Genomic DNA, 18,882 nt, shown 5'->3' on the forward strand with positions numbered 1-18,882 from the left:
CTAAAATGAAAGAAAAGTCAGCACAAAAAGAATCCAAAATAGCTAAATTTCCAAAAAAAGCAACAAAAAAGGAAACCACACAAATCAAAACACTTTTTTTAGAACATTTTGAAAACGCAAGAACAGAATTGCACTTTAACAACGATTTTGAACTTCTCATTGCTGTGATGCTCTCTGCCCAATGCACAGATAAGCGAGTAAATCTCATCACTCCAGAACTCTTTACAAAATTCCCCACACCCAAAGCATTAGGCAATGCTCCTTTGGATTCTATTAAGGAATGTATCAAGACTTGCAGTTTTTTTAACAATAAAGCAAAGAATCTCAAAGCAATGGCACAAGAAGTTTGCACAAAATATAATGGAGAGATTCCGCTAGAGCGCGAAGCATTGAAATCTTTGCCCGGAGTTGGGCAAAAAACCGCCAATGTTGTTTTAATAGAATCCAAAGGAGCAAATTTTATCGCCGTAGATACGCACGTTTTCCGCGTGTCTCATCGTTTGGGGTTAAGTAATGCCACCACACCCTTAGCGACAGAGGAGGATTTGACGAGAATCTTTAAAGACAATCTCGCAACGCTTCATCAAGCAATGGTGCTTTTTGGACGCTATACTTGTAAAGCGGTGAATCCAAAATGCACCGAGTGCTTTTTAAGTCATTTGTGTAAAAGCAAAATAACCTATCGTTGTTAGATGGGATTTGCTCTCGTCAATCAACAATAGTATTTAAAGAGTGGCATTGATATACATTTTTACAATGAATGAGATTTTGCTTGATTACTTTTTGGGTTTAATATTTTCGTATTGTCCTTATTAAAAGGAAATAAATTATCAAAATATCAAAAAATATATTGCTAAAAACAATAATGTCTAGTATAATTTCGGCTTCCAAAATATACATCAGTGCAAATATGCCGCTATATAAATAATTGGGCATTTGTTGAGATGAGTTCTTTGTTAAGGAAAGTTAATATGGAAAAAATTAGACTTAAGTTAAAGGCGTATGATCATCGCGTTCTTGATAGATCAGTTGTCTCTATTGTGGAGGCTGTGAAAAGAACCGGTGCAGAAATTCGTGGTCCTATACCACTTCCAACTAAAAAAAGACGTTATACAGTCTTGAAATCTCCCCATATCAATAAAGATTCAAGAGAGCAATTTGAAATTAGAGTGCATACAAGAATCATTGATATTGTTTCGGCTACTCCAGATACAGTGGATGGTCTAACAAAATTAGATATGGCACCAGAAGTGGATGTAGAAGTCCGCTCAATGGGTAAATAAGGGGTGTAAATGGAATTTTTAGTAGAAAAAATTGGAATGAGCAGAACGATTGCTAAACCAAGTATTCCCGTAACTTTATTAAAAGTAAAGTCGGCAAAAATTTGCGAAATTATAGAAAACGGAAAAGCATTGATTGCTTATCCTCAAGGGAAAGGTATTAATAAGTCCATTTTAGGTCAGCAAAAAAAATACAATCTTGGTAAAGAATATAACAAATTTGCAACGCTTGAGGTAAATAACGCAGAAGTTGGCGATTTGGATTTATCCGCTTTAGAAAACGCAAAAAGAGTAAAAGTTTCTTTCAACACAAAAGGGCGCGGATTTAGTGGTGTAATGAAACGATGGAATTTTCAAGGTGGTCCAGGTGCGCACGGAAGTAGATTTCACAGGGCTCCGGGTTCTATTGGGAATCGTGAGTGGCCGGGTCGCGTTCAGCCGGGCAAGAAAATGTCAGGGCATTATGGTAATGAGAAAGTAACAGTGCAAAATGAAATTGTTTCTTTTGATAAAGAGCATAATGTGCTTGTCTTAAAAGGTTCTGTGCCGGGATTCAATGGTGCATTTGGTAAGATAAAGGTTATAAAATGAGTAAAGCAATTATTTTAGACAAAAACTTGAAAAGATCTGGCGAAGTGCAATTGCCAGAGGGTTATCAAAATATTAATTCACATAATCTCTATTTGTATATCAAATCGTTTTTAGCTTCATTACGCGCAAATAGTGCAACAGCTAAAACTCGCGGTAGAGTAAGTGGTGGTGGCAAGAAACCTTGGAGCCAAAAAGGTGGCGGTAGAGCAAGGGCAGGAAGTATTACTTCGCCTGTTTTTGTAGGCGGTGGTGTTGTGCACGGACCAAATAACAATAGAAACTATAATTTAAAGGTAAATAAAAAACAAAAAAGACTTGCACTGCAATATGCTTTACAGGAAAAAGCGAACAATGGCAGTTTATTTATCGTGGATAAAGTTCAAGTGGAAAGTGGTAAAACAAAAGATGCTTACGCTTTATTTAAAGCGTTAAATCAAAGAAATACACTTTTTGTTTCTGCATTATTTGATGAAAAAACATTTTTAGCATTTAGAAATATTAAAGATTGTTATTTGATTGATGGTGCTGAATTGAATGCTTATTTAGTAGCAACATTTAGGTCTGTAGTGATTGAAAAATCGCTTTTTGAATCTATCACTAAAGAGGGTTAAGAATGGCAAGTATTACAGATATTAAATCCATTATGTATACAGAGAAATCTTTAAAACTTCAAGAGCAAAGCGTTCTTGTAGTGCAAACTTCTCCGAAGTTGAGCAAAACGCAACTCAAAGAAGTGTTTAAAGAATACTTTGGTGTAACGCCTTTGTCTATCAATTCTTTAAGACAAGAAGGAAAAGTTAAAAGATTCCGTGGTGTTATTGGCAAACGACACGACTTCAAGAAGTTTTATGTAAAGCTTCCAGAAGGCGCGAAAATTGAATCATTGGCAGTTTAAGGAGTAAAAAATGGCAATTAAAACTTATAAACCATACACTCCAAGCAGAAGATTTATGAGCAACCTTAGTTCGGAGAATATTACTGCAAAAGCTAGTGTAAGAAAGTTATTGGTTAAACTTCCTGTGCATGCGGGACGCAATAATAATGGTAGAATTACAAGTCGTCATAAAGAGGGCGGAGCAAAAAAACTTTACAGAATTATTGATTTTAAACGCAATAAATTCAATGTAGAGGGTAAGGTAAGTGCGATTGAATATGATCCATATAGAAATTGCAGAATCGCACTTGTATCTTACATAGATGGTGAGAAACGTTATATTATTCAACCAAGTGGCTTAAGTGTAGGTGATACCATTATTTCTGCAGAAGGTGGTTTGGATATTCGTTTGGGTTATGCAATGAAAATTAAAAATATTCCGATTGGAACGGTAGTGCATAACATTGAAATGTATCCCGGTCGTGGCGGACAACTTGCAAGAAGTGCGGGGGCTAGTGCGCAATTAATGGGTAGAGAAGGTAAATATTCAATCTTAAGAATGCCAAGTGGAGAAATGCGTTACATTCTAGGTGAATGTATGGCAACGATTGGAACGGTTGGAAACGAGGATTTTGCTAATATTTCTATCGGTAAGGCAGGACGAAATCGTTATTTAGGTGTGCGTCCGCAAACGAGAGGTGCAGCAATGAACCCAGTAGATCATCCACACGGTGGTGGTGAAGGTAAAACAGGCTCAAGTGGGCATCCGGTTTCTCCTTGGGGTATGCCAGCTAAAGGTTATAAAACAAGAAGAAAGAAAGCAAGTGATAAGTTAATTATCTCAAGAAGAAAGAAATAAGGAAAGTAAATGGCTAGATCAATAAAAAAGGGTCCTTTTGTTGATGAACATTTAATGAAAAAAGTTGTGAAAGCAAAAGAGACAAAAGACAATAAACCAATTAAAACATGGTCTCGTAGAAGCACAATCGTGCCTGATATGATTGGATTTACTTTTAATGTGCATAATGGTAGAGCTTTCGTCCCTGTGTATGTAACAGAGAATCACGTGGGTTATAAATTGGGTGAATTTGCTCCCACAAGAACATTTAAAGGACACAAAGGTAGTGTCCAAAAGAAAATTGGTAAATAAGGGAGGATAAAATGAGTAAAGCATTATTAAGATATATTCGTTTATCTCCCACAAAAGCAAGATTGATTGCGAGAGAAGTGCAAGGAATGAATGCTGAATTAGCAATTGCTTCATTGGAATTTATGCCAAATAAAGCGGCAAAAGTGATTTCCAAAGTGATCGCATCAGCAGTTGCAAATGGTGGTTATGAGGCTGAAAATGTGATTGTCTCCTCTTGTAGAGTGGATGCGGGTCCTGTGCTTAGACGTTTTACACCAAGAGCGAGAGGTAGAGCAACTCCAGTTAGAAAACCAACTTCACATATTTTTGTAGAAGTATCACAAAAAAGTAAGGATAAGTAATGGGTCAAAAAGTTAATCCGATTGGTCTAAGACTTGGTATTAATAGAAATTGGGAATCCAGATGGTTTCCTTCATTTGTTAGTGCGCCACAAAATATAGCAGAAGACCATAAAATTAGAAAGTTTTTGAAAAAAGAGCTTTATTATGCGGGTGTAAGTGATATTTTGGTTGAACGCACTGCTAAAAAAGTGCGCGTAACAGTTGTTGCGGCGCGTCCGGGAATCATCATTGGGAAAAAAGGTGCGGATGTTGAAAAACTAAAAGAATCTCTAAAAAAGATAGTGGATAAAGATATTTTTATTAATATTAAAGAAGTTAAAAAACCGCAGAGTAATGCTCAATTATCTGCCGAAAGTGTTGCTACACAACTTGAGAGACGCGTAGCTTTCAGAAGAGCTATGAAAAAAGTAATGCAAGCTGCAATGAAATCAGGAGCAAAAGGCATTAAAGTTCGTGTATCTGGTCGTTTGGCAGGAGCTGAAATGGCAAGAACAGAATGGTATATGGAAGGTAGAATCCCACTCCATACACTAAGAGCAAAAATTGACTATGGTTTTGCAGAGGCTTTGACGACTTATGGAAATATTGGTGTAAAAGTTTGGATTTTTAAAGGCGAAGTTTTACAAAAAGGAATCCAATCAGAAAAGCAAACCGAAGAGGGCGAAGAGAAACCAAATCGTCCAGCTAGAAAACGAAGGGGGCAATAATTATGTTAATGCCAAAAAGAACAAAATATAGAAAGCAAATGAAGGGTCGCAATCGCGGTAAAGCGTTTCGTGGAACTTCATTAGCGTTTGGTGAATTTGGAATTAAAGCAATTGAACACGGGAGAATTGACTCTCGCCAAATTGAAGCAGCGCGTATTGCAATGACTCGTGCGACAAAGAGAACAGGAATGGTTTGGATTCGTGTTTTTCCAGATAAACCATTGACTGCTAAACCTCTTGAAACGAGAATGGGTAAGGGTAAAGGTGCTGTGGATAAGTGGGTGATGAATATTAAGCCCGGTAGAATCATCTACGAAATGGGAAGCGTTGATGAATCTCTTGCAAGAAGTGCATTGGCTCTAGCCCAAAGCAAACTCCCTTTTAAAACAAAAATTGTAACAAGAGAGGGTGAAAATGAAATATACTGAAATAAATGAAAAAACCATTGACGAGCTAAAAGATCTTTTAAAAGAAAAAGAGACATCTTTGTTTGAATTAAATTTAAAGCTAAGAACAATGCAGCTTACAAATTCAAGCGAAATAAGAGTTGCCAAAAAAGATATTGCAAGAATTAAAACAGCTCTGAATGCTAAAAGGAGGGCGTAAGTATGAGTAGTGTGCAACCGCATAAAAGAGTTATTGTTGGAAAGGTTGTTACAAAAACTGGCGATAAAAGTGTAACGATTTTAGTAGAAAGACGCGTTATACACCCAAAATATAGAAAAATTGTAAAAAGATTTAAACGCTATATCGTGCATGATGAGAATAATAGCGTAAAAGTTGGAGATGTAATTGAAGCAATGGAGTGTAAGCCAATTTCTAAAAGAAAAGCTTTTACACTTCGTAAAGTTGTGTCTGTGGGAGTTGAATTATGATTCAAAGTTTTACACGATTAAATGTTGCGGATAATAGCGGCGCGAAAGAGGTTATGTGTATTAAAGTTTTAGGTGGAAGTAAGAGACGTTATGCAACGGTGGGTGATGTGATTGTTGCCTCTGTGAAAAAAGCACTTCCAAGTGGAAAGGTAAAAAAGGGTCAAGTTGTTAAGGCGGTAGTTGTTAGAACCAAAAAAGAATTACACCGAGAAGATGGGGCTTTGATTCGTTTTGATGACAATGCTGCAGTGATTCTGGATAGCAAAAGAGATCCTATTGGAACGCGTATCTTTGGTCCTGTTGGAAGAGAGATTCGTTATGCTAATTTTATGAAAATCGTATCTTTAGCACCGGAGGTATTATAATGGCGAAATTTAAAATTAAAAAAGGTGATTTGGTAGAAATAATCACTGGTGATAAAGAGGATAAAGGTAAAAAAGCTAAAGTTTTGCGCGTGTTGCCTAAAACTTCACAAGTTATTGTAGAGGGTTGCAAAGTGGCAAAAAAAGCCGTGAAACCAAGCGATAAGAATCCAAAGGGTGGTTTTGTGGATAAAGAAATGCCAATACATATTTCAAATGTCAAGAAAGCGGAGGGCTAATTTATGTTTGCTTTAAAGACTGCCTATAAAAATGAAATTAAACCAAAGTTAGCAGAAGAATTGGGAATTAAAAATCCTATGCTTTTGCCAAAGTTAGAGAAAATTGTTATCAGTGTAGGTGCGGGTATGCACGCAAAAGATACAAAGATTATGCAAAATATTGCGGATACTATCTCACTGATTGCGGGACAAAAAGCAGTGATTACGATTGCTAAGAAGTCTGTTGCGGGATTTAAGATGCGTGAGGGAATGCCAATGGGTGTAAAGGTTACTCTAAGAGGCAATCAAATGTATAACTTTTTAGAGAAATTGATTGTCATTGCGCTTCCAAGAGTAAAAGATTTTAGAGGAGTTCCACGCAATGGGTTTGATGGAAGAGGAAATTATAGTTTTGGTGTAAATGAGCAACTCATTTTTCCAGAAGTAGTGTATGATGATATTATGGTAAGCCATGGAATGAATATCACATTTGTAACTTCAGCTACAAATGATAAAGATGCGTTTAAATTGCTTGAGCTCTTTGGCTTACCTTTTGCGAAAGGAAGAAACAATGGCTAAGAAGTCTATGATTGCAAAGGCTGCAAGAAAGCCTAAGTTTAAAGTTAGAGCATATACACGATGTTCTATTTGTGGAAGACCGCATTCTGTCTATAGAGATTTTGGTATTTGCCGTGTTTGTCTTCGTAAAATGGGAAATGAGGGTTTAATACCCGGACTTAGAAAAGCAAGTTGGTAAGGGGATAAGATGGTAAATGATATTATTGCAGATTCATTGACTAGAATCAGAAATGCGAGTATGCGCCGTTTGGATACAACGAGTTTGTATTATGCGAAAATTGTTGTATCTATTTTAGAGGTGTTCCAAGCAAAGGGTTTTATTGAGGGATTCAAAGTTGTGGAACAAAACAAAAAGCAAACCATTAATGTTGTGTTGAAGTACGATGAAAAAGGACATTCTGTGATTAATGAAATCACTAGAATCTCAAAGCCCGGAAGACGCGTTTATAAAAGTAGAAATGAATTGAAACGTTTTAAAAATGGTTATGGAACAATTGTTGTAAGCACAAGTAAAGGCGTCATTGCAAATGAAGATGCTTATAAAGCAAATGTGGGTGGTGAAGCCCTTTGCAGTATTTGGTAGGAGAATATAATGTCAAGAGTTGGAAAGAAACCTATTAGCATTCCAAGTAGTGTTCAGGTGAGCATTGAAGGAAGCAAAATAGTTTTTAAGGGTGGCAAACTTACAAAAGAATTGGAAACTTATGGTCGCGTGGGTATTTCATTTAAAGATGGCGAATTAGCTTTTTCATTAAATGGAGAAAACGCACAGGCAAAAGCATATTGGGGGACTTATAGGGCTTTAGCAAATAATATTGTTGTAGGTTTGACGGAAGGTTTTACAAAGCAGTTAGAAATTAATGGTGTAGGTTATAAAGCCGCTGTAAAAGGCAAAGTTTTAGAGCTTGCGCTTGGATTTTCTCACCCTATTAATTATGACATTCCTGAAGGGGTTGAAATATCAGTTGATAAGAATCTTGTAACCATTAAAGGTTGTGATAAACAACAAATTGGACAAATTGCGGCGGAAATTAGAGAATTTAGACCACCAGAGCCTTATAAAGGAAAGGGTGTTAAATATACTGATGAACGTATTATCCGCAAAGCTGGTAAAACTTCCAAAAAATAAGGATAAACAATGATAAATAAAGTTATTAAAAAGAAAAGAAGTTTGAGAATTAAAAGAAAGTTGAGAATCCGTGCTAAGATTTTTGGAAGTGCCACCACTCCTAGATTAAGTATTTTTCGCTCAAACAGATATTTTTATGCACAAGTTATTGATGATACAAAGGGCGTAACATTGGCAAGTGTTGATGGCAAAAAAATGGGCTTAAAAAACAACAAAGAAGATGTGAAAAAAGTTGCCGCTGCTCTTGCAGATAGTCTTAAAAAAGCAAATATTACAGAAGTGCTTTTTGATAGAAATGGCTATTTGTATCACGGCGTTGTTGCAAGTTTTGCTGATTCTCTCCGTGAAAACGGAATTAATCTTTAGGGGTAAATATGGAAATCAATAGAGAAGAATTTGAAGAATATGTTGTAAATATCGGACGTGTTACAAAAGTTGTTAAAGGTGGGCGTAGATTCCGCTTTAATGCTTTGGTTGTTGTTGGTAACAAAGCGGGATTAGTTGGCTTTGGTTTGGGTAAAGCAAAGGAAGTTCCTGATGCGATTAAAAAAGCCATTGACGATGCATTTAAAAATATCATCAAGGTAAATATTAAAGGAACAACGATCGCGCACGATGTGCAAGAAAAATACAACTCAAGTGTTGTTTTGCTAAAGCCAGCAAGCGAGGGAACAGGTGTTATCGCAGGCGGTTCAGTTCGTCCGGTTTTGGAGAAGGCGGGGATTAAGGATATCTTGACAAAATCATTAGGTTCTAATAATCCTTATAATGTTGTGCGTGCTACCATTGAAGCACTTTCTAAGGTAAAAGCATAAGGAGAAATCTATGGCATTAGAGAATTTAGCACCTGCGAAGGGTAGTGTAAAAAAAATTAAAAGAGTAGGGCGCGGACAAGGTAGCGGTATGGGTAAAACCTCTACAAGAGGTGGTAAAGGTCAGACTGCAAGAACAGGCTCTAAACAAAAAAGAGGTTTTGAGGGTGGGCAACAACCCTTGCAAAGACGTCTTCCAAAAGTTGGTTTTACAAGTCGTGTGGTAAAACCTTATGTGATTAATGTGGAATCCATTAAAGCGATTGCAAATTTAAGTGAAATTACTTTTGAAACCATCAAATCGGTTCATAAAATTTCAAGTTATGTAAGCAGAATCAAACTAATCGGTGCTGGAGCTAAGAATCTCGCATCAAAAATCAAAGATGAAAGAATCACGACAAGCGGAAATAAATAATGAGTAAGACTATCGTCAATAAGATTCTTATTACTTTAGGCTTTCTTTTAGCCTATCGCGTATTAGCTTATGTGCCTGTTCCCGGTGTAGATACTTCCGTTATTAAGGCTTTTTTTGATAACAACGCTTCCAATGCTTTAGGATTATTTAATATGTTTAGTGGTAATGCTGTGGAACGTTTAAGTATCATCTCACTTGGGATTATGCCTTATATTACAGCTTCTATCATTATGGAGCTTTTAGCTTCTACCTTTCCCAATCTTGGCAAAATGAAAAAAGAACGTGATGGTATGCAAAAGTATATGCAAATCATTCGTTACACAACGGTTGTTATTACATTGATTCAAGCAGTGGGCGTATCCATTGGCTTAAAAAGTCTTGGGACAGGAGCAAATGGTGCAATTATGATTGATATGAATATCTTTATTGCTATTTCAGCCTTTTCAATGCTATGTGGAACAATGTTGTTAATGTGGATTGGAGAGCAAATCACGCAAAGAGGTATCGGCAATGGAATTAGCTTGATTATTTTTGGGGGAATTGTGTCTGGGATTCCAAGTGCAATTGCGGGGACATTTAATCTTGTGAATACAAATCAAATTAGCTGGTTGGTGTTATTGTTTATTGCTGTCATTATTATTGCAACAGTTGCTAGTATTATTTTTATAGAGTTGGGAGAGCGTAGAATCCCTATTTCTTATTCTCGCAAAGTAGTAATGCAGAATCAAGATAAAAGAATCATGAATTACATTCCAATCAAGATGAATCTAAGTGGCGTGATTCCACCCATTTTTGCATCGGCACTTTTAATGTTTCCAAGTACAATCTTGCAAAGCTCATCAAATAGTGTTGTAATGCAAATTGCAGATTTTTTGAATCCTAATGGTTATTTTTATAATGTGCTAATGTTTTTGTTGGTTGTATTTTTTGCCTATTTTTATGCCTCTATTGTATTTAATGCAAAAGATATTTCAGAAAATCTTAAACGACAAGGTGGTTTTATACCCGGAATTCGTCCCGGTGAGGGCACCGCAAATTTTTTAACAGAAGTTGCTAATAAATTAACTTTTTGGGGTTCTTTATATCTAGCAATCATTGCAACTTTGCCTTGGGTTTTGGTGAAAGCTTCCGGTGTGCCTTTTTATTTTGGAGGAACTGCGGTTTTGATTGTTGTGCAGGTGGCAGTGGATACAATGCGCAAAATTGAAGCACAAATTTATATGAATAAATATAAAACATTAAGTGCGGTAGGATTGTAATGTCAATAGCGATTAGAAAACCTGCTGAAATAGATTCTCTAAGGGCTGCAAGTAGAATCGTGGGTAAAACATTGAACCATTTAAAAAGCCAAATTAAACCCGGTATTACCCTTAAAGAGTTGGATACAATGGGTGAGGATATGATTCGCTCTTGTGGTGCAACTCCTTCCTTTAAGGGTCTGTATGGTTTTAATGGTTCGGTTTGCACATCAGTCAATGAAGTTATTATTCACGGAATCCCAAATGAGTATAAATTGCAAGTTGGCGATATTGTTGGACTTGATATTGGAACGCAATTAAATGGTTGGTATGGTGATGCAGCAATTACTTGCGGAGTTGGCGAGATTTCACAAGCAGACCAACGTTTGATTGCGTGTTCTAAGGACGCTTTGTATTTTGCAATTAGCCAAATTAAAGTGGGAATGCATTTTAAAGAATTGAGTGCTTTAATAGAGCAATTCATTTTAGATTATGGTTATGTCCCTTTGCGTGGTTTTTGTGGGCATGGAATCGGTAGAAAGCCGCACGAAGAACCAGAGATTCCAAACTATTTGGAGGGGAAAAAAGCCAAGCAAGGCGACAAAATCAAAGAAGGAATGGTTTTTTGTATTGAGCCAATGATTTGTCAAAAAGATGGTGAGCCAAGAACCTTGGAGGATGATTGGAGTGTGGTTTCAGTTGATGGGTTAAAAGGAAGCCATTATGAGCACACGGTTGCAATCATTAATGGAAAAGCAGAGATTTTGTCTTTAGAATAAGCAAAGGAAAGGGAATATAAATGGCAAAAGATGATGTGATTGAAGTAGATGGGATTGTAAAAGAGGCTTTACCAAATGCAACTTTTCGTGTAGAGCTTGAAAATGGGCATATTATTTTATGTCATATTGCAGGGCGTATGCGAATGCACTATATTAAAATTCTACAAGGCGATAAAGTAAAATTAGAATTAACGCCTTATAGTTTAGATAAGGGAAGAATTACTTTTAGGTATAAGTAGATTTTAATAAGATTTTAAATATAATCCGCACTTTATTGCAAAAATATTTTTGCAGTTATAGTCGTTTGGGTGAATTTGGATAAGCCTTTGAGGACTATAAACTCAATGCCTATTTACTAGGAAGTGATAAAGCAATTTAGAACATTCCAAAGTGATAATTTTAGATTATTTTCTAAATTTATGCAAAGTATTTACAAGATATTTGTCTTGAAAAGTTAGGAGTGAGTTATGAAAGTTAGACCTTCTGTCAAAAAAATGTGCGACAAATGTAAGGTTATCAAAAGAAAAGGCGTGATTCGCGTAATTTGCGAGAATCCAAAACATAAACAAAGACAAGGATAAAAGGAAAAATAATGGCGAGAATTGCTGGTGTTGATTTACCCAAGAAAAAGAGAATCGAATATGCTTTAACCTATATTTATGGTATTGGCTTAAAGACTTCAAGAGATATTTTAAATGCTGTAAATATTTCTTATGACAAAAGGGTTCAAGACCTTGGTGAAGATGAAGTTTCTTCTATTGCAAAAGAAATTCAAGCTCATCATATCGTAGAGGGTGATTTGCGCAAAAAAGTTACAATGGACATTAAGGCTCTTATGGATTTAGGTAATTATCGCGGTCTTAGACATCGTAAGGGATTGCCTGTTCGTGGTCAAACAACAAAAAACAATGCAAGAACACGAAAAGGTAAGAGAAAAACCGTTGGTAGTGCATCAAAATAGGGAGTGAATAATGGCTAAAAGAAATGTAAATAAAAAAAGAGTTGTCAAAAAGAATATTGCGCGAGGGATTATTCATATCTCTGCCGCTTTTAACAATACAAGCGTAACTATCACAGATGAAATGGGCAATGTTATTTGCTGGAGTACAGCGGGTGCATTGGGATTTAAAGGAAGTAAGAAATCAACTCCTTACGCAGCGCAACAAGCGGTTGAAGATGCGGTTTCTAAAGCAAAAGAACACGGAATCAAAGAGCTTGGAGTAAAGATTCAAGGTCCCGGAAGCGGACGCGAAACTGCAGTAAAAAGCTTAGGAAGTATTGAAGGCATTAAAGTGCTATGGTTTAAAGATGTTACACCATTGCCACACAATGGTTGCCGTGCGCCAAAAAGAAGAAGAGTGTAAGGAGAGAGAATGGCTAGATATAGAGGTCCTGTTGAGAAGATTGAAAGAAGATTTGGTGTTAGCCTTGCATTAAAAGGTGAGCGCAGATTAGCAGGGAAAAGCGCGTTAGATAAGCGTCCTTATGGTCCGGGACAACACGGACAAAGAAGAGGAAAAATTTCAGAATATGGGATTCAACTTCGTGAGAAACAAAAGGCAAGAATGATGTATGGAATTTCTGAAAAGCAGTTCCGTTCCATTTTTGTTGAAGCAAATCGTTTAGAGGGAAATACAGGGGAAAATCTTGTAAAGCTCATTGAAAGAAGATTGGATAATGTCGTATATAGAATGGGATTTGCCACAACAAGAAGATTTGCTAGACAGCTTGTGGTTCATGGACATATTCTTGTAGATGGCAAAAAACTAAACATTCCTTCTGCGCTTGTTGGAGTAGGACAAAAAATAGAAATTTGCGAAAAAAGCAAAAAAAATCCACAAATTCAAAGAGCAATTGAATTAACAAAACAAACAGGAATTGTTCCGTGGGTAGATGTGGATCAAGAAAAAGTCTTTGGAATCTTTACGCGTCTTCCAGAGCGTGAAGAAGTGGTTATTCCAATTGAAGAAAGGCTCATTGTTGAGTTGTATTCTAAATAATTTGTAGGAGGGTGTTAAGTATGAAAAGCATTAAAACTTCTCCTCATGTTCCAACGAGAATTGAAGTAAAAGAGGTTGGCACAAATAGAATTCAAATTGTTGCATATCCTTTTGAGTCAGGATATGCTATTACCTTAGCGCATCCTTTGCGTAGATTGTTGCTTGGAAGTTCTGTTGGCTTTGCTCCTATTGCTTTGAGAATTTCAGGTGTGGCGCACGAGTTTGACTCTGTTCGTGGTATGGTGGAAGATGTATCACATTTTATCGTGAATCTTAAAACAATTCGTTTTAAAGGCAAAGATGAAGGTGAAAATATTAGTGTGGATTACAACTTCAAAGGTCCAAGAATCATTACGGGTGCAGATTTGGCAAATGATGTTGTAGATGTTGTTACTCCTAATATTCATCTAGCAACCATTAATGAAGATGCAGTATTAAATTTTTCTGTTGTTATTTGCAGGGGAATTGGATATGTGCCAAGTGAGGAGATAAGAAATCAAGTTCCAGATGGCTTTATTCCATTAGATTCTTATTTTACACCTGTTACAAATGTAACTTATGCCACTGAAAATATGCTTGTAGAAGACGATCCAAACTATGAAAAAGTAATTTTTGATATTCAGACAGATGGGCAAGTTGCACCTTTAACAGCTTTCAAAAACGCTTTGAGTGTTATGCATAAGCAAATGGCTATTTTTAATACAGAGTTAAATATTGAAGTGCCAGAAATTAATAATGGGAATGAGGATTCCCCAGAAATTAAAACTTTATTACAAACGATTGATAGTCTAAATTTTAGTGCACGTTGCTTTAATTGTTTGGATAGATTTGGCATTAAGTATTTGGGTGAGCTTGTACTTCTTAGCGAAGATCAAATTAAGAATATCAAAAATTTAGGCAAAAAATCTTTAGATGAAATTACCGCAAAGTTAGAGGAATTGGGCTATCCTGTTGGTAAAGAGATTCCAGAAGATTTAATGAGCCTACTTAAGAAAAAATTTTCTAACTAAAAGGATAAATAAATGAGACACGGACACGGATATAGAAAGCTAGGTAGAACTAGCTCTCATAGAAAGGCTTTGTTGAAAAATCTTTCTATTGCATTAATTGCGAGTGAAAAAATAGAAACTACACTGCCAAAGGCAAAAGAATTGCAAAGTTATTTTGAAAAATTAATCACAAAAGCAAGAAAAAATGATTCTATGGCACATCGTTTGGTTTTCTCTCATTTGCAACATAAAGATTCTGTGAAAAAATTGGTTAAAGAAATTGCGCCAAAATATGTTAATAAAAATGGTGGCTACACAAGAATCATTAAAACTAGGACACGAGTAGGTGATGCCGCTCCAATGGCAATCGTTGAATTAGTATAATGCTTTGTATCTTTACGCTTTAGAATCTTTATTTGATTTTTAAAGCGTAATAAACTTTTTAATCTATCCTTTTTATTTAAAACTCAAAATATTCTCTTGTTTTTTTAGAATTGCCGATATTGTAATATTGATTTTATACAAGGAGAAAATATGGCGGTGTTAATCGGTAATTCTTGGGTTTCACAAGAAGCTTACGACTATGTTAAAAGTCAAAATTCCAACAAAGTAGAGGCGGATACAAATTCTAACAAGACAGACACAAATACATTTCTAAGCGAACTTGTAGGGAAATATACAAATCTTCAATTTGGTGGCACAAAGGGGTTAAACAACATTAGCATTGACCCAAATATCTTGCAAAAAATGGCGAATGATCCTAAGGCGCGTGAGGAATATGAGGCGTTGATTTATGATATGAATGAACTTGCAAAGAATCCTGTTAGAAAAAACTTATTGGGTGGCGAAATTGAAGCAAGTGGATTTGTGATTAACGCCGATGGTAGCACGAGTGGTTGGGCTGTTAGTCGCTCCAAGAGTGAATCTAGCGAGAAAAGTTACATAGAAAAAATGTTAGAGGAGCTTGAGAAAATTCGCAAAGAGAGAGAAAAAAGAGAGGGTAGGCAAGAGGATTTTTCTGTTAATTTCACTTTGAATGTGAAAGCCTAAACTTTTATTAAGAATAATGAACAACCTTTCTGTTATTGCAAGGCAACGCCGAAGCAATCCATAATCATAGAATTAATTAAAAGCCAACCACTGCGTCATTGCGAGAGAGTGAAACGAACGAAGCAATCTATAATCTTATCAATCAAAAAATATTCAATGGCGAGATAAAAAAATATAGATTGCCACGAATGCTACGCATTCTCGCAATGACAAAGTGGAAGTTTTAAAGTAATTCAAAATTATAGATTGCAGCTCAAAGCGGGTGAGTTGCTTATGCAATGCACACCACGATTCCGCTAACGCGCAGAATCTCGCAATGACGAATCCCACGCAGTCATTGCAAAGCAACGCTGAAGCAATCCATAATCATAGAATTAATTAAAAGCCAACCACTGCGTCATTGCGAGAGAGTGAAACGAACGAAGCAATCTATAATCTTATCAATCAAAAAATATTCAATGGCGAGATAAAAAAATATAGATTGCCACGAATGCTATGCATTCTCGCAATGACAAAGTGGAGAGTGTGGATTGCCACGAAAATCAAAGATTTTCTCGCAATGGCGAAGTGGAAGCTTTAAAGTAATTCAAAATTATAGATTGCAGCTCAAAGCGGGTGAGTTGCTTATGCAATGCACACCACGATTCCGCTAACGCGCAGAATCTCGCAATGACGCCATTATGCCTTTGGGCGGAATGCCTTGATAATCTCCGCGTTTGTTTCTAGGTAACTTGCACCGATTAAATCAAGGCAATAAGGAATCGCAGGAAAAACAGCGTCTAGGCATTCGCGGATAGATTTTGGTTTGCCGGGCAGATTGACAATGAGGCTTTTGTTGCGGATTCCGGCACTTTGGCGCGAAAGAATAGCAGTTGGGACATATTTCAAACTCACTTGGCGCATAAGCTCACCAAATCCCGGAAGCATTTTTTGACAAACCGCTTCTGTGGCTTCAGGCGTTACATCGCGCGGGGCTGGTCCTGTCCCGCCTGTTGTTACAATCAAATCGCATTGTTCCTTATCGGCTAATTCTATTAAGTTTTGCTGAATTTTCTTAAAATCGTCCTCAATCACGCGATAAACACATTCAAAAGGTGTGATTAAGTATTGCGTGAGGGTTTCTTGGATTGCCTTGCCTGAAAGATCTTCATAGATTCCCGCACTTGCCCTATCTGAAAGGGTTAAAATACCGATTTTTGCCTTTTTTTTGCTTGTTTCTACCATTTAAGATTCCTTTATATTTGTATCAATCCATTCTAAAATTTCTAAGATATTGTTGAGGTTTAAAAGGGGTAGGGCGTGAGATTCTAGGCTGCTTTTGGGAATACTAGAGTCTGTGGCAATCGCTTGAATATAGGGCAAGAATCGCGTATCAAAGGAATCCCTTGCGACACAGATTCTAGGAAGTGGCAAGGTTTTTAAGCCCTCCACAAAAAGATAATCATAATCTGCAAATTGCTCCACAAGCGATTCTATGCTTAAGGCTTGGTGGAATCGCAAAGTGGTTTGTGTTGCGCCCAAGATTGCAACATCAGCACCCGTTTGATAAAAACGCGCAGAATCCTTGCCCTCTGTGTCTAAAACTGCCTTATCCTTTGGGTCGTGTTTGAGGATTGCAATGCGTTTATTTTGCGCCTTTAGATGTAGGGATAACTTCTCAATAAGGGTTGTTTTGCCGCTATTGGAATTTCCTGTAAAGGCGATGGCTTTCACTTAAAATACCTTTTTGGATTCTATGTTTTTCATTTAATGGTTATCACTTAGGATTCCGCTATGGGGTAGTCTATGACTGCGCTCTTTTGCATAGATTCTTTGCCCGTTTTTCAAATCATATTTCCAAATGGGAGCGCGATGCTTGAAATCTTCAATAAATTCCTCAAAAATATCCAAAGTTGCGCGTCTTTGTGAGCTAAAGATTCCTGCCATATACGAGCTTTGGTGGTTTAAAACATCGCCTCTGCTGTGCGCCATTTTAAGCACAACTTCGCTTTCAAGGGCTTTTTTTGCCCATTTTAAAAACCATTGCTCTAGTAGCGGAGGATAAATATCAAAACTCAAGCCCTCGCAACCATTCTCGGAGCGCACGATTCCGGTAAAGATTGCACTAGCCCCTAAATTCGCCTGTGCGCTTGAATCAATCCAATTTTGATAAATTACCGCAGTATGGAGCGCACCCTCAAAAATTTCTAATCCATCAATGTTTGTTTGCATTTATCCACCACAAACCGGAGGCAATAGCACAATTTTATCGCCATTTTTAATCGGTGTATCCAATGAAGTAACGATTTCATCGTTTAAGGCAATGGCACAATCCTTTAGCCAATCTTTCAAGTCTGGAATCGCTTGTAATTCTTGTTTTAACGCGTGAAAGTCTGTTGCTTGACTTTGAAAGGTTTGATTGCCAAGCGGTCCTAAAAATTCTACTTCAACCATTGTAAATTCCTACAATAAATCCATACGCTCTTCTTGTATCTTGTAGGGAGCTATTTGTTGATTGGGTTTAACTTCCTCTCTTGGATAAAATTTTCCCGGATTTGGTCCGCTAGATTTTACGCTTGGAGTTTTATTTACAGAGAGAATCTTACCTGTTTTGCCATCTACAAAAAACATAGAATCTTGAGGGTATTTTCGCATTTCTCTTTGCAAAGTTTCATCAAAAGGTGTGAGCGGGGGGACTTTGACAACGACTTTTGGTTCAGCAGCGGGGGCGGTAGCTTGAACAAAGTTATCTGCGTTTGCAAGTGTGCTTATGCAAAAAGTTGCGAGTAGGAATCTCAAAATAGATTTCATAAGTTTTCCTTAAAATTTAAATTTGGCTATAATTTTATAACATTTAAACAATAAAGTAAAGGAGAATTGCAATGTTAGAGATTATTGCAACACAAAATGCACCCCAAGCGATTGGTCCTTATTCCCAAGCGATTAAGGCAAATGGTGTGATTTATACTTCAGGACAGATTGGATTGAATCCGCAAGGAATCTTAGTAGAGGGCATTGAAGCGCAAACAAGACAAGTGCTAAACAACCTTAGCGAAGTTTTAAAGGCGGGAGGAAGCAGTTTGCAACAAGTTTTTAAAACAACGATTTTTTTAAGCAATATGGAGGATTTCGCGCTTGTGAATGCAATCTATGCGGAATTTTTCGGAGAGCATAAACCCGCTAGAAGCACGGTAGCAGTCAAAACATTGCCCAAAAATGCTTTGGTGGAGATTGAGTGTATGGCGTTAGCAGAATGAATATTAAAGTAAGATTGCCACGATTCCGCTAACGCAGAATCTCGCAAGGACAAAAAGCAAACCACCGCGTCATTGCGTTCCCCACTTCTGTCATTGCGAGGCAAAGCCGAAGCAATCCATAATACAGAATCTCGCCTTTGATAATTTTACTTCAGTTTAAGATTATAGATTGCCACGAAAATTTTTCAAATTTTCTCGCAATGACGAAGTGGAAGTTTTAAAGTAATTTAAGACTATAGATCTGTGGCTCAAAGCGG

38 protein-coding genes are annotated in these 18,882 nt (G+C 36.9%); 33 read left to right on the forward strand and 5 right to left on the reverse strand.

Going from position 1 to position 18,882, the window contains the following annotated elements; translation table 11 throughout:
• Positions 1-5: 5 nt before the first annotated feature.
• The 32 genes from nth to BS85_RS12010 all read left to right on the forward strand — a co-directional run bounded on the left by nth (position 6) and on the right by BS85_RS12010 (position 16,042).
• The gene (gene nth, locus BS85_RS0101610; RefSeq protein ID WP_084310123.1) at positions 6-692 is read left to right on the forward strand and encodes an endonuclease III; all 687 of its coding nucleotides are present in this window, start codon (positions 6-8) and stop codon (positions 690-692) included.
• A gap of 279 nt (positions 693-971) precedes the next feature.
• On the forward strand, positions 972-1,283 hold the full coding sequence (gene rpsJ / locus BS85_RS0101615) for a 30S ribosomal protein S10 (protein WP_026943264.1): 312 nt from the start codon (positions 972-974) through the stop codon (positions 1,281-1,283).
• A gap of 9 nt (positions 1,284-1,292) precedes the next feature.
• Positions 1,293-1,871 carry a 50S ribosomal protein L3 gene (rplC, locus tag BS85_RS0101620; RefSeq protein ID WP_026943265.1) on the forward strand — a complete coding sequence of 193 codons (579 nt, stop codon included), beginning with the start codon at positions 1,293-1,295 and terminating at the stop codon, positions 1,869-1,871.
• Positions 1,868-2,482, forward strand: a complete 615-nt coding sequence (gene rplD, locus BS85_RS0101625; protein ID WP_026943266.1) for a 50S ribosomal protein L4 — start codon at positions 1,868-1,870, stop codon at positions 2,480-2,482. Before rplC ends, rplD begins: the two co-directional genes overlap by 4 nt.
• A 2-nt stretch (positions 2,483-2,484) precedes the next feature.
• Complete coding sequence (locus tag BS85_RS0101630; protein ID WP_026943267.1) at positions 2,485-2,766, forward strand: 50S ribosomal protein L23; 282 nt, start codon at positions 2,485-2,487, stop codon at positions 2,764-2,766.
• A 10-nt stretch (positions 2,767-2,776) separates the two neighbouring features.
• Positions 2,777-3,604 carry a 50S ribosomal protein L2 gene (gene rplB / locus BS85_RS0101635; RefSeq protein ID WP_026943268.1) on the forward strand — a complete coding sequence of 276 codons (828 nt, stop codon included), beginning with the start codon at positions 2,777-2,779 and terminating at the stop codon, positions 3,602-3,604.
• A gap of 9 nt (positions 3,605-3,613) precedes the next feature.
• Entirely contained in the window at positions 3,614-3,895 is a 282-nt protein-coding gene (gene rpsS / locus BS85_RS0101640; protein ID WP_026943269.1) for a 30S ribosomal protein S19, read from the forward strand.
• An 11-nt stretch (positions 3,896-3,906) separates the two neighbouring features.
• On the forward strand, positions 3,907-4,236 hold the full coding sequence (gene rplV / locus BS85_RS0101645; RefSeq protein ID WP_026943270.1) for a 50S ribosomal protein L22: 330 nt from the start codon (positions 3,907-3,909) through the stop codon (positions 4,234-4,236).
• On the forward strand, positions 4,236-4,943 hold the full coding sequence (gene rpsC, locus BS85_RS0101650) for a 30S ribosomal protein S3 (protein ID WP_026943271.1): 708 nt from the start codon (positions 4,236-4,238) through the stop codon (positions 4,941-4,943). Before rplV ends, rpsC begins: the two co-directional genes overlap by 1 nt.
• Positions 4,944-4,945: 2 nt before the next feature.
• Positions 4,946-5,371, forward strand: coding sequence for a 50S ribosomal protein L16 (gene rplP / locus BS85_RS0101655; RefSeq protein ID WP_026943272.1), 426 nt, complete (start codon positions 4,946-4,948; stop codon positions 5,369-5,371).
• Complete coding sequence (rpmC, locus tag BS85_RS0101660) at positions 5,358-5,549, forward strand: 50S ribosomal protein L29 (protein ID WP_026943273.1); 192 nt, start codon at positions 5,358-5,360, stop codon at positions 5,547-5,549. The genes rplP and rpmC overlap by 14 nt, the downstream gene beginning before the upstream one ends.
• 2 nt (positions 5,550-5,551) lie before the next feature.
• Entirely contained in the window at positions 5,552-5,818 is a 267-nt protein-coding gene (gene rpsQ / locus BS85_RS0101665) for a 30S ribosomal protein S17 (protein WP_026943274.1), read from the forward strand.
• Positions 5,815-6,183, forward strand: coding sequence for a 50S ribosomal protein L14 (gene rplN, locus BS85_RS0101670; RefSeq protein WP_026943275.1), 369 nt, complete (start codon positions 5,815-5,817; stop codon positions 6,181-6,183). The genes rpsQ and rplN overlap by 4 nt, the downstream gene beginning before the upstream one ends.
• Complete coding sequence (gene rplX / locus BS85_RS0101675) at positions 6,183-6,419, forward strand: 50S ribosomal protein L24 (protein WP_026943276.1); 237 nt, start codon at positions 6,183-6,185, stop codon at positions 6,417-6,419. Before rplN ends, rplX begins: the two co-directional genes overlap by 1 nt.
• Before the next feature lie 3 nt (positions 6,420-6,422).
• Positions 6,423-6,977, forward strand: a complete 555-nt coding sequence (gene rplE, locus BS85_RS0101680; RefSeq protein WP_026943277.1) for a 50S ribosomal protein L5 — start codon at positions 6,423-6,425, stop codon at positions 6,975-6,977.
• A complete protein-coding gene (locus BS85_RS0101685; RefSeq protein WP_026943278.1) occupies positions 6,970-7,155 on the forward strand; it encodes a type Z 30S ribosomal protein S14 in 186 nt (61 codons plus the stop codon). Before rplE ends, BS85_RS0101685 begins: the two co-directional genes overlap by 8 nt.
• Before the next feature lie 9 nt (positions 7,156-7,164).
• Complete coding sequence (rpsH, locus tag BS85_RS0101690; RefSeq protein WP_026943279.1) at positions 7,165-7,560, forward strand: 30S ribosomal protein S8; 396 nt, start codon at positions 7,165-7,167, stop codon at positions 7,558-7,560.
• Positions 7,561-7,569: 9 nt separating this feature from the next.
• Positions 7,570-8,106 carry a 50S ribosomal protein L6 gene (gene rplF, locus BS85_RS0101695; protein WP_026943280.1) on the forward strand — a complete coding sequence of 179 codons (537 nt, stop codon included), beginning with the start codon at positions 7,570-7,572 and terminating at the stop codon, positions 8,104-8,106.
• Between the two features lie 9 nt (positions 8,107-8,115).
• The gene (gene rplR / locus BS85_RS0101700; RefSeq protein WP_026943281.1) at positions 8,116-8,472 is read left to right on the forward strand and encodes a 50S ribosomal protein L18; all 357 of its coding nucleotides are present in this window, start codon (positions 8,116-8,118) and stop codon (positions 8,470-8,472) included.
• A gap of 8 nt (positions 8,473-8,480) precedes the next feature.
• Positions 8,481-8,921 (forward strand): 30S ribosomal protein S5, encoded by a 441-nt coding sequence (rpsE, locus tag BS85_RS0101705; RefSeq protein WP_026943282.1) that lies wholly within the window; start codon positions 8,481-8,483, stop codon positions 8,919-8,921.
• 10 nt (positions 8,922-8,931) lie between these two features.
• On the forward strand, positions 8,932-9,333 hold the full coding sequence (rplO, locus tag BS85_RS0101710) for a 50S ribosomal protein L15 (RefSeq protein ID WP_026943283.1): 402 nt from the start codon (positions 8,932-8,934) through the stop codon (positions 9,331-9,333).
• A complete protein-coding gene (secY, locus tag BS85_RS0101715) occupies positions 9,333-10,592 on the forward strand; it encodes a preprotein translocase subunit SecY (protein ID WP_026943284.1) in 1,260 nt (419 codons plus the stop codon). Before rplO ends, secY begins: the two co-directional genes overlap by 1 nt.
• A complete protein-coding gene (map, locus tag BS85_RS0101720; RefSeq protein ID WP_026943285.1) occupies positions 10,592-11,350 on the forward strand; it encodes a type I methionyl aminopeptidase in 759 nt (252 codons plus the stop codon). The genes secY and map overlap by 1 nt, the downstream gene beginning before the upstream one ends.
• Before the next feature lie 20 nt (positions 11,351-11,370).
• Positions 11,371-11,589 carry a translation initiation factor IF-1 gene (gene infA / locus BS85_RS0101725; RefSeq protein ID WP_026943286.1) on the forward strand — a complete coding sequence of 73 codons (219 nt, stop codon included), beginning with the start codon at positions 11,371-11,373 and terminating at the stop codon, positions 11,587-11,589.
• 228 nt (positions 11,590-11,817) lie between these two features.
• Entirely contained in the window at positions 11,818-11,931 is a 114-nt protein-coding gene (rpmJ, locus tag BS85_RS0101730) for a 50S ribosomal protein L36 (protein ID WP_005022299.1), read from the forward strand.
• 11 nt (positions 11,932-11,942) lie between these two features.
• Complete coding sequence (rpsM, locus tag BS85_RS0101735; protein ID WP_026943287.1) at positions 11,943-12,311, forward strand: 30S ribosomal protein S13; 369 nt, start codon at positions 11,943-11,945, stop codon at positions 12,309-12,311.
• Positions 12,312-12,321: 10 nt separating this feature from the next.
• Positions 12,322-12,714, forward strand: coding sequence for a 30S ribosomal protein S11 (rpsK, locus tag BS85_RS0101740; protein WP_006801841.1), 393 nt, complete (start codon positions 12,322-12,324; stop codon positions 12,712-12,714).
• 9 nt (positions 12,715-12,723) lie between these two features.
• Positions 12,724-13,350, forward strand: coding sequence for a 30S ribosomal protein S4 (gene rpsD, locus BS85_RS0101745; protein ID WP_026943288.1), 627 nt, complete (start codon positions 12,724-12,726; stop codon positions 13,348-13,350).
• Between the two features lie 20 nt (positions 13,351-13,370).
• Positions 13,371-14,360: a DNA-directed RNA polymerase subunit alpha gene (locus tag BS85_RS0101750; RefSeq protein ID WP_026943289.1), complete on the forward strand. Its 990-nt coding sequence runs from the start codon at positions 13,371-13,373 to the stop codon at positions 14,358-14,360.
• A gap of 12 nt (positions 14,361-14,372) precedes the next feature.
• The gene (gene rplQ / locus BS85_RS0101755; RefSeq protein WP_026943290.1) at positions 14,373-14,723 is read left to right on the forward strand and encodes a 50S ribosomal protein L17; all 351 of its coding nucleotides are present in this window, start codon (positions 14,373-14,375) and stop codon (positions 14,721-14,723) included.
• A gap of 150 nt (positions 14,724-14,873) precedes the next feature.
• On the forward strand, positions 14,874-15,389 hold the full coding sequence (locus BS85_RS0101760; RefSeq protein ID WP_026943291.1) for a DUF6033 family protein: 516 nt from the start codon (positions 14,874-14,876) through the stop codon (positions 15,387-15,389).
• Between the two features lie 530 nt (positions 15,390-15,919).
• Positions 15,920-16,042 (forward strand): hypothetical protein, encoded by a 123-nt coding sequence (locus BS85_RS12010; protein ID WP_281173559.1) that lies wholly within the window; start codon positions 15,920-15,922, stop codon positions 16,040-16,042.
• Between the two features lie 25 nt (positions 16,043-16,067).
• On the opposite strand, the gene mog is transcribed toward BS85_RS12010, so the two are convergent.
• Genes mog through BS85_RS0101790 form a run of 5 tightly spaced genes read right to left on the reverse strand, consistent with a single transcriptional unit; the run spans position 16,068 to position 18,179 of the window.
• Complete coding sequence (mog, locus tag BS85_RS0101770) at positions 16,068-16,613, reverse strand: molybdopterin adenylyltransferase (protein WP_026943292.1); 546 nt, start codon at positions 16,611-16,613, stop codon at positions 16,068-16,070.
• Complete coding sequence (gene mobB / locus BS85_RS0101775; protein WP_026943293.1) at positions 16,614-17,102, reverse strand: molybdopterin-guanine dinucleotide biosynthesis protein B; 489 nt, start codon at positions 17,100-17,102, stop codon at positions 16,614-16,616.
• Between the two features lie 33 nt (positions 17,103-17,135).
• On the reverse strand, positions 17,136-17,600 hold the full coding sequence (locus BS85_RS0101780; protein ID WP_026943294.1) for a molybdopterin synthase catalytic subunit: 465 nt from the start codon (positions 17,598-17,600) through the stop codon (positions 17,136-17,138).
• Positions 17,601-17,822 carry a MoaD/ThiS family protein gene (locus BS85_RS0101785; RefSeq protein WP_026943295.1) on the reverse strand — a complete coding sequence of 74 codons (222 nt, stop codon included), beginning with the start codon at positions 17,820-17,822 and terminating at the stop codon, positions 17,601-17,603.
• 9 nt (positions 17,823-17,831) lie between these two features.
• Positions 17,832-18,179: a hypothetical protein gene (locus BS85_RS0101790; RefSeq protein ID WP_026943296.1), complete on the reverse strand. Its 348-nt coding sequence runs from the start codon at positions 18,177-18,179 to the stop codon at positions 17,832-17,834.
• Between the two features lie 71 nt (positions 18,180-18,250).
• Here BS85_RS0101790 and BS85_RS0101795 point away from each other — a divergent pair, with 71 nt between their 5' ends.
• The gene (locus BS85_RS0101795; protein ID WP_026943297.1) at positions 18,251-18,625 is read left to right on the forward strand and encodes a RidA family protein; all 375 of its coding nucleotides are present in this window, start codon (positions 18,251-18,253) and stop codon (positions 18,623-18,625) included.
• Positions 18,626-18,882 lie beyond the last annotated feature (257 nt).

It is taken from the genome of Helicobacter rodentium ATCC 700285 (assembly GCF_000687535.1).
GTDB lineage: Bacteria > Campylobacterota > Campylobacteria > Campylobacterales > Helicobacteraceae > Helicobacter_D > Helicobacter_D rodentium.

What these genes read in the sequence shown, in the direction of transcription:
- nth (WP_084310123.1), top strand. Translation starts at nt 6, where the DNA reads ATGAAAGAAAAGTCAGCACAAAAAGAATCCAAAATAGCTAAATTTCCA.
- rpsJ (WP_026943264.1), top strand. Translation starts at nt 972, where the DNA reads ATGGAAAAAATTAGACTTAAGTTAAAGGCGTATGATCATCGCGTTCTT.
- rplC (WP_026943265.1), top strand. Translation starts at nt 1,293, where the DNA reads ATGGAATTTTTAGTAGAAAAAATTGGAATGAGCAGAACGATTGCTAAA.
- rplD (WP_026943266.1), top strand. Translation starts at nt 1,868, where the DNA reads ATGAGTAAAGCAATTATTTTAGACAAAAACTTGAAAAGATCTGGCGAA.
- BS85_RS0101630 (WP_026943267.1), top strand. Translation starts at nt 2,485, where the DNA reads ATGGCAAGTATTACAGATATTAAATCCATTATGTATACAGAGAAATCT.
- rplB (WP_026943268.1), top strand. Translation starts at nt 2,777, where the DNA reads ATGGCAATTAAAACTTATAAACCATACACTCCAAGCAGAAGATTTATG.
- rpsS (WP_026943269.1), top strand. Translation starts at nt 3,614, where the DNA reads ATGGCTAGATCAATAAAAAAGGGTCCTTTTGTTGATGAACATTTAATG.
- rplV (WP_026943270.1), top strand. Translation starts at nt 3,907, where the DNA reads ATGAGTAAAGCATTATTAAGATATATTCGTTTATCTCCCACAAAAGCA.
- rpsC (WP_026943271.1), top strand. Translation starts at nt 4,236, where the DNA reads ATGGGTCAAAAAGTTAATCCGATTGGTCTAAGACTTGGTATTAATAGA.
- rplP (WP_026943272.1), top strand. Translation starts at nt 4,946, where the DNA reads ATGTTAATGCCAAAAAGAACAAAATATAGAAAGCAAATGAAGGGTCGC.
- rpmC (WP_026943273.1), top strand. Translation starts at nt 5,358, where the DNA reads ATGAAATATACTGAAATAAATGAAAAAACCATTGACGAGCTAAAAGAT.
- rpsQ (WP_026943274.1), top strand. Translation starts at nt 5,552, where the DNA reads ATGAGTAGTGTGCAACCGCATAAAAGAGTTATTGTTGGAAAGGTTGTT.
- rplN (WP_026943275.1), top strand. Translation starts at nt 5,815, where the DNA reads ATGATTCAAAGTTTTACACGATTAAATGTTGCGGATAATAGCGGCGCG.
- rplX (WP_026943276.1), top strand. Translation starts at nt 6,183, where the DNA reads ATGGCGAAATTTAAAATTAAAAAAGGTGATTTGGTAGAAATAATCACT.
- rplE (WP_026943277.1), top strand. Translation starts at nt 6,423, where the DNA reads ATGTTTGCTTTAAAGACTGCCTATAAAAATGAAATTAAACCAAAGTTA.
- BS85_RS0101685 (WP_026943278.1), top strand. Translation starts at nt 6,970, where the DNA reads ATGGCTAAGAAGTCTATGATTGCAAAGGCTGCAAGAAAGCCTAAGTTT.
- rpsH (WP_026943279.1), top strand. Translation starts at nt 7,165, where the DNA reads ATGGTAAATGATATTATTGCAGATTCATTGACTAGAATCAGAAATGCG.
- rplF (WP_026943280.1), top strand. Translation starts at nt 7,570, where the DNA reads ATGTCAAGAGTTGGAAAGAAACCTATTAGCATTCCAAGTAGTGTTCAG.
- rplR (WP_026943281.1), top strand. Translation starts at nt 8,116, where the DNA reads ATGATAAATAAAGTTATTAAAAAGAAAAGAAGTTTGAGAATTAAAAGA.
- rpsE (WP_026943282.1), top strand. Translation starts at nt 8,481, where the DNA reads ATGGAAATCAATAGAGAAGAATTTGAAGAATATGTTGTAAATATCGGA.
- rplO (WP_026943283.1), top strand. Translation starts at nt 8,932, where the DNA reads ATGGCATTAGAGAATTTAGCACCTGCGAAGGGTAGTGTAAAAAAAATT.
- secY (WP_026943284.1), top strand. Translation starts at nt 9,333, where the DNA reads ATGAGTAAGACTATCGTCAATAAGATTCTTATTACTTTAGGCTTTCTT.
- map (WP_026943285.1), top strand. Translation starts at nt 10,592, where the DNA reads ATGTCAATAGCGATTAGAAAACCTGCTGAAATAGATTCTCTAAGGGCT.
- infA (WP_026943286.1), top strand. Translation starts at nt 11,371, where the DNA reads ATGGCAAAAGATGATGTGATTGAAGTAGATGGGATTGTAAAAGAGGCT.
- rpmJ (WP_005022299.1), top strand. Translation starts at nt 11,818, where the DNA reads ATGAAAGTTAGACCTTCTGTCAAAAAAATGTGCGACAAATGTAAGGTT.
- rpsM (WP_026943287.1), top strand. Translation starts at nt 11,943, where the DNA reads ATGGCGAGAATTGCTGGTGTTGATTTACCCAAGAAAAAGAGAATCGAA.
- rpsK (WP_006801841.1), top strand. Translation starts at nt 12,322, where the DNA reads ATGGCTAAAAGAAATGTAAATAAAAAAAGAGTTGTCAAAAAGAATATT.
- rpsD (WP_026943288.1), top strand. Translation starts at nt 12,724, where the DNA reads ATGGCTAGATATAGAGGTCCTGTTGAGAAGATTGAAAGAAGATTTGGT.
- BS85_RS0101750 (WP_026943289.1), top strand. Translation starts at nt 13,371, where the DNA reads ATGAAAAGCATTAAAACTTCTCCTCATGTTCCAACGAGAATTGAAGTA.
- rplQ (WP_026943290.1), top strand. Translation starts at nt 14,373, where the DNA reads ATGAGACACGGACACGGATATAGAAAGCTAGGTAGAACTAGCTCTCAT.
- BS85_RS0101760 (WP_026943291.1), top strand. Translation starts at nt 14,874, where the DNA reads ATGGCGGTGTTAATCGGTAATTCTTGGGTTTCACAAGAAGCTTACGAC.
- mog (WP_026943292.1), bottom strand. Translation starts at nt 16,613, where the DNA reads ATGGTAGAAACAAGCAAAAAAAAGGCAAAAATCGGTATTTTAACCCTT.
- BS85_RS0101780 (WP_026943294.1), bottom strand. Translation starts at nt 17,600, where the DNA reads ATGCAAACAAACATTGATGGATTAGAAATTTTTGAGGGTGCGCTCCAT.
- BS85_RS0101785 (WP_026943295.1), bottom strand. Translation starts at nt 17,822, where the DNA reads ATGGTTGAAGTAGAATTTTTAGGACCGCTTGGCAATCAAACCTTTCAA.
- BS85_RS0101790 (WP_026943296.1), bottom strand. Translation starts at nt 18,179, where the DNA reads ATGAAATCTATTTTGAGATTCCTACTCGCAACTTTTTGCATAAGCACA.
- BS85_RS0101795 (WP_026943297.1), top strand. Translation starts at nt 18,251, where the DNA reads ATGTTAGAGATTATTGCAACACAAAATGCACCCCAAGCGATTGGTCCT.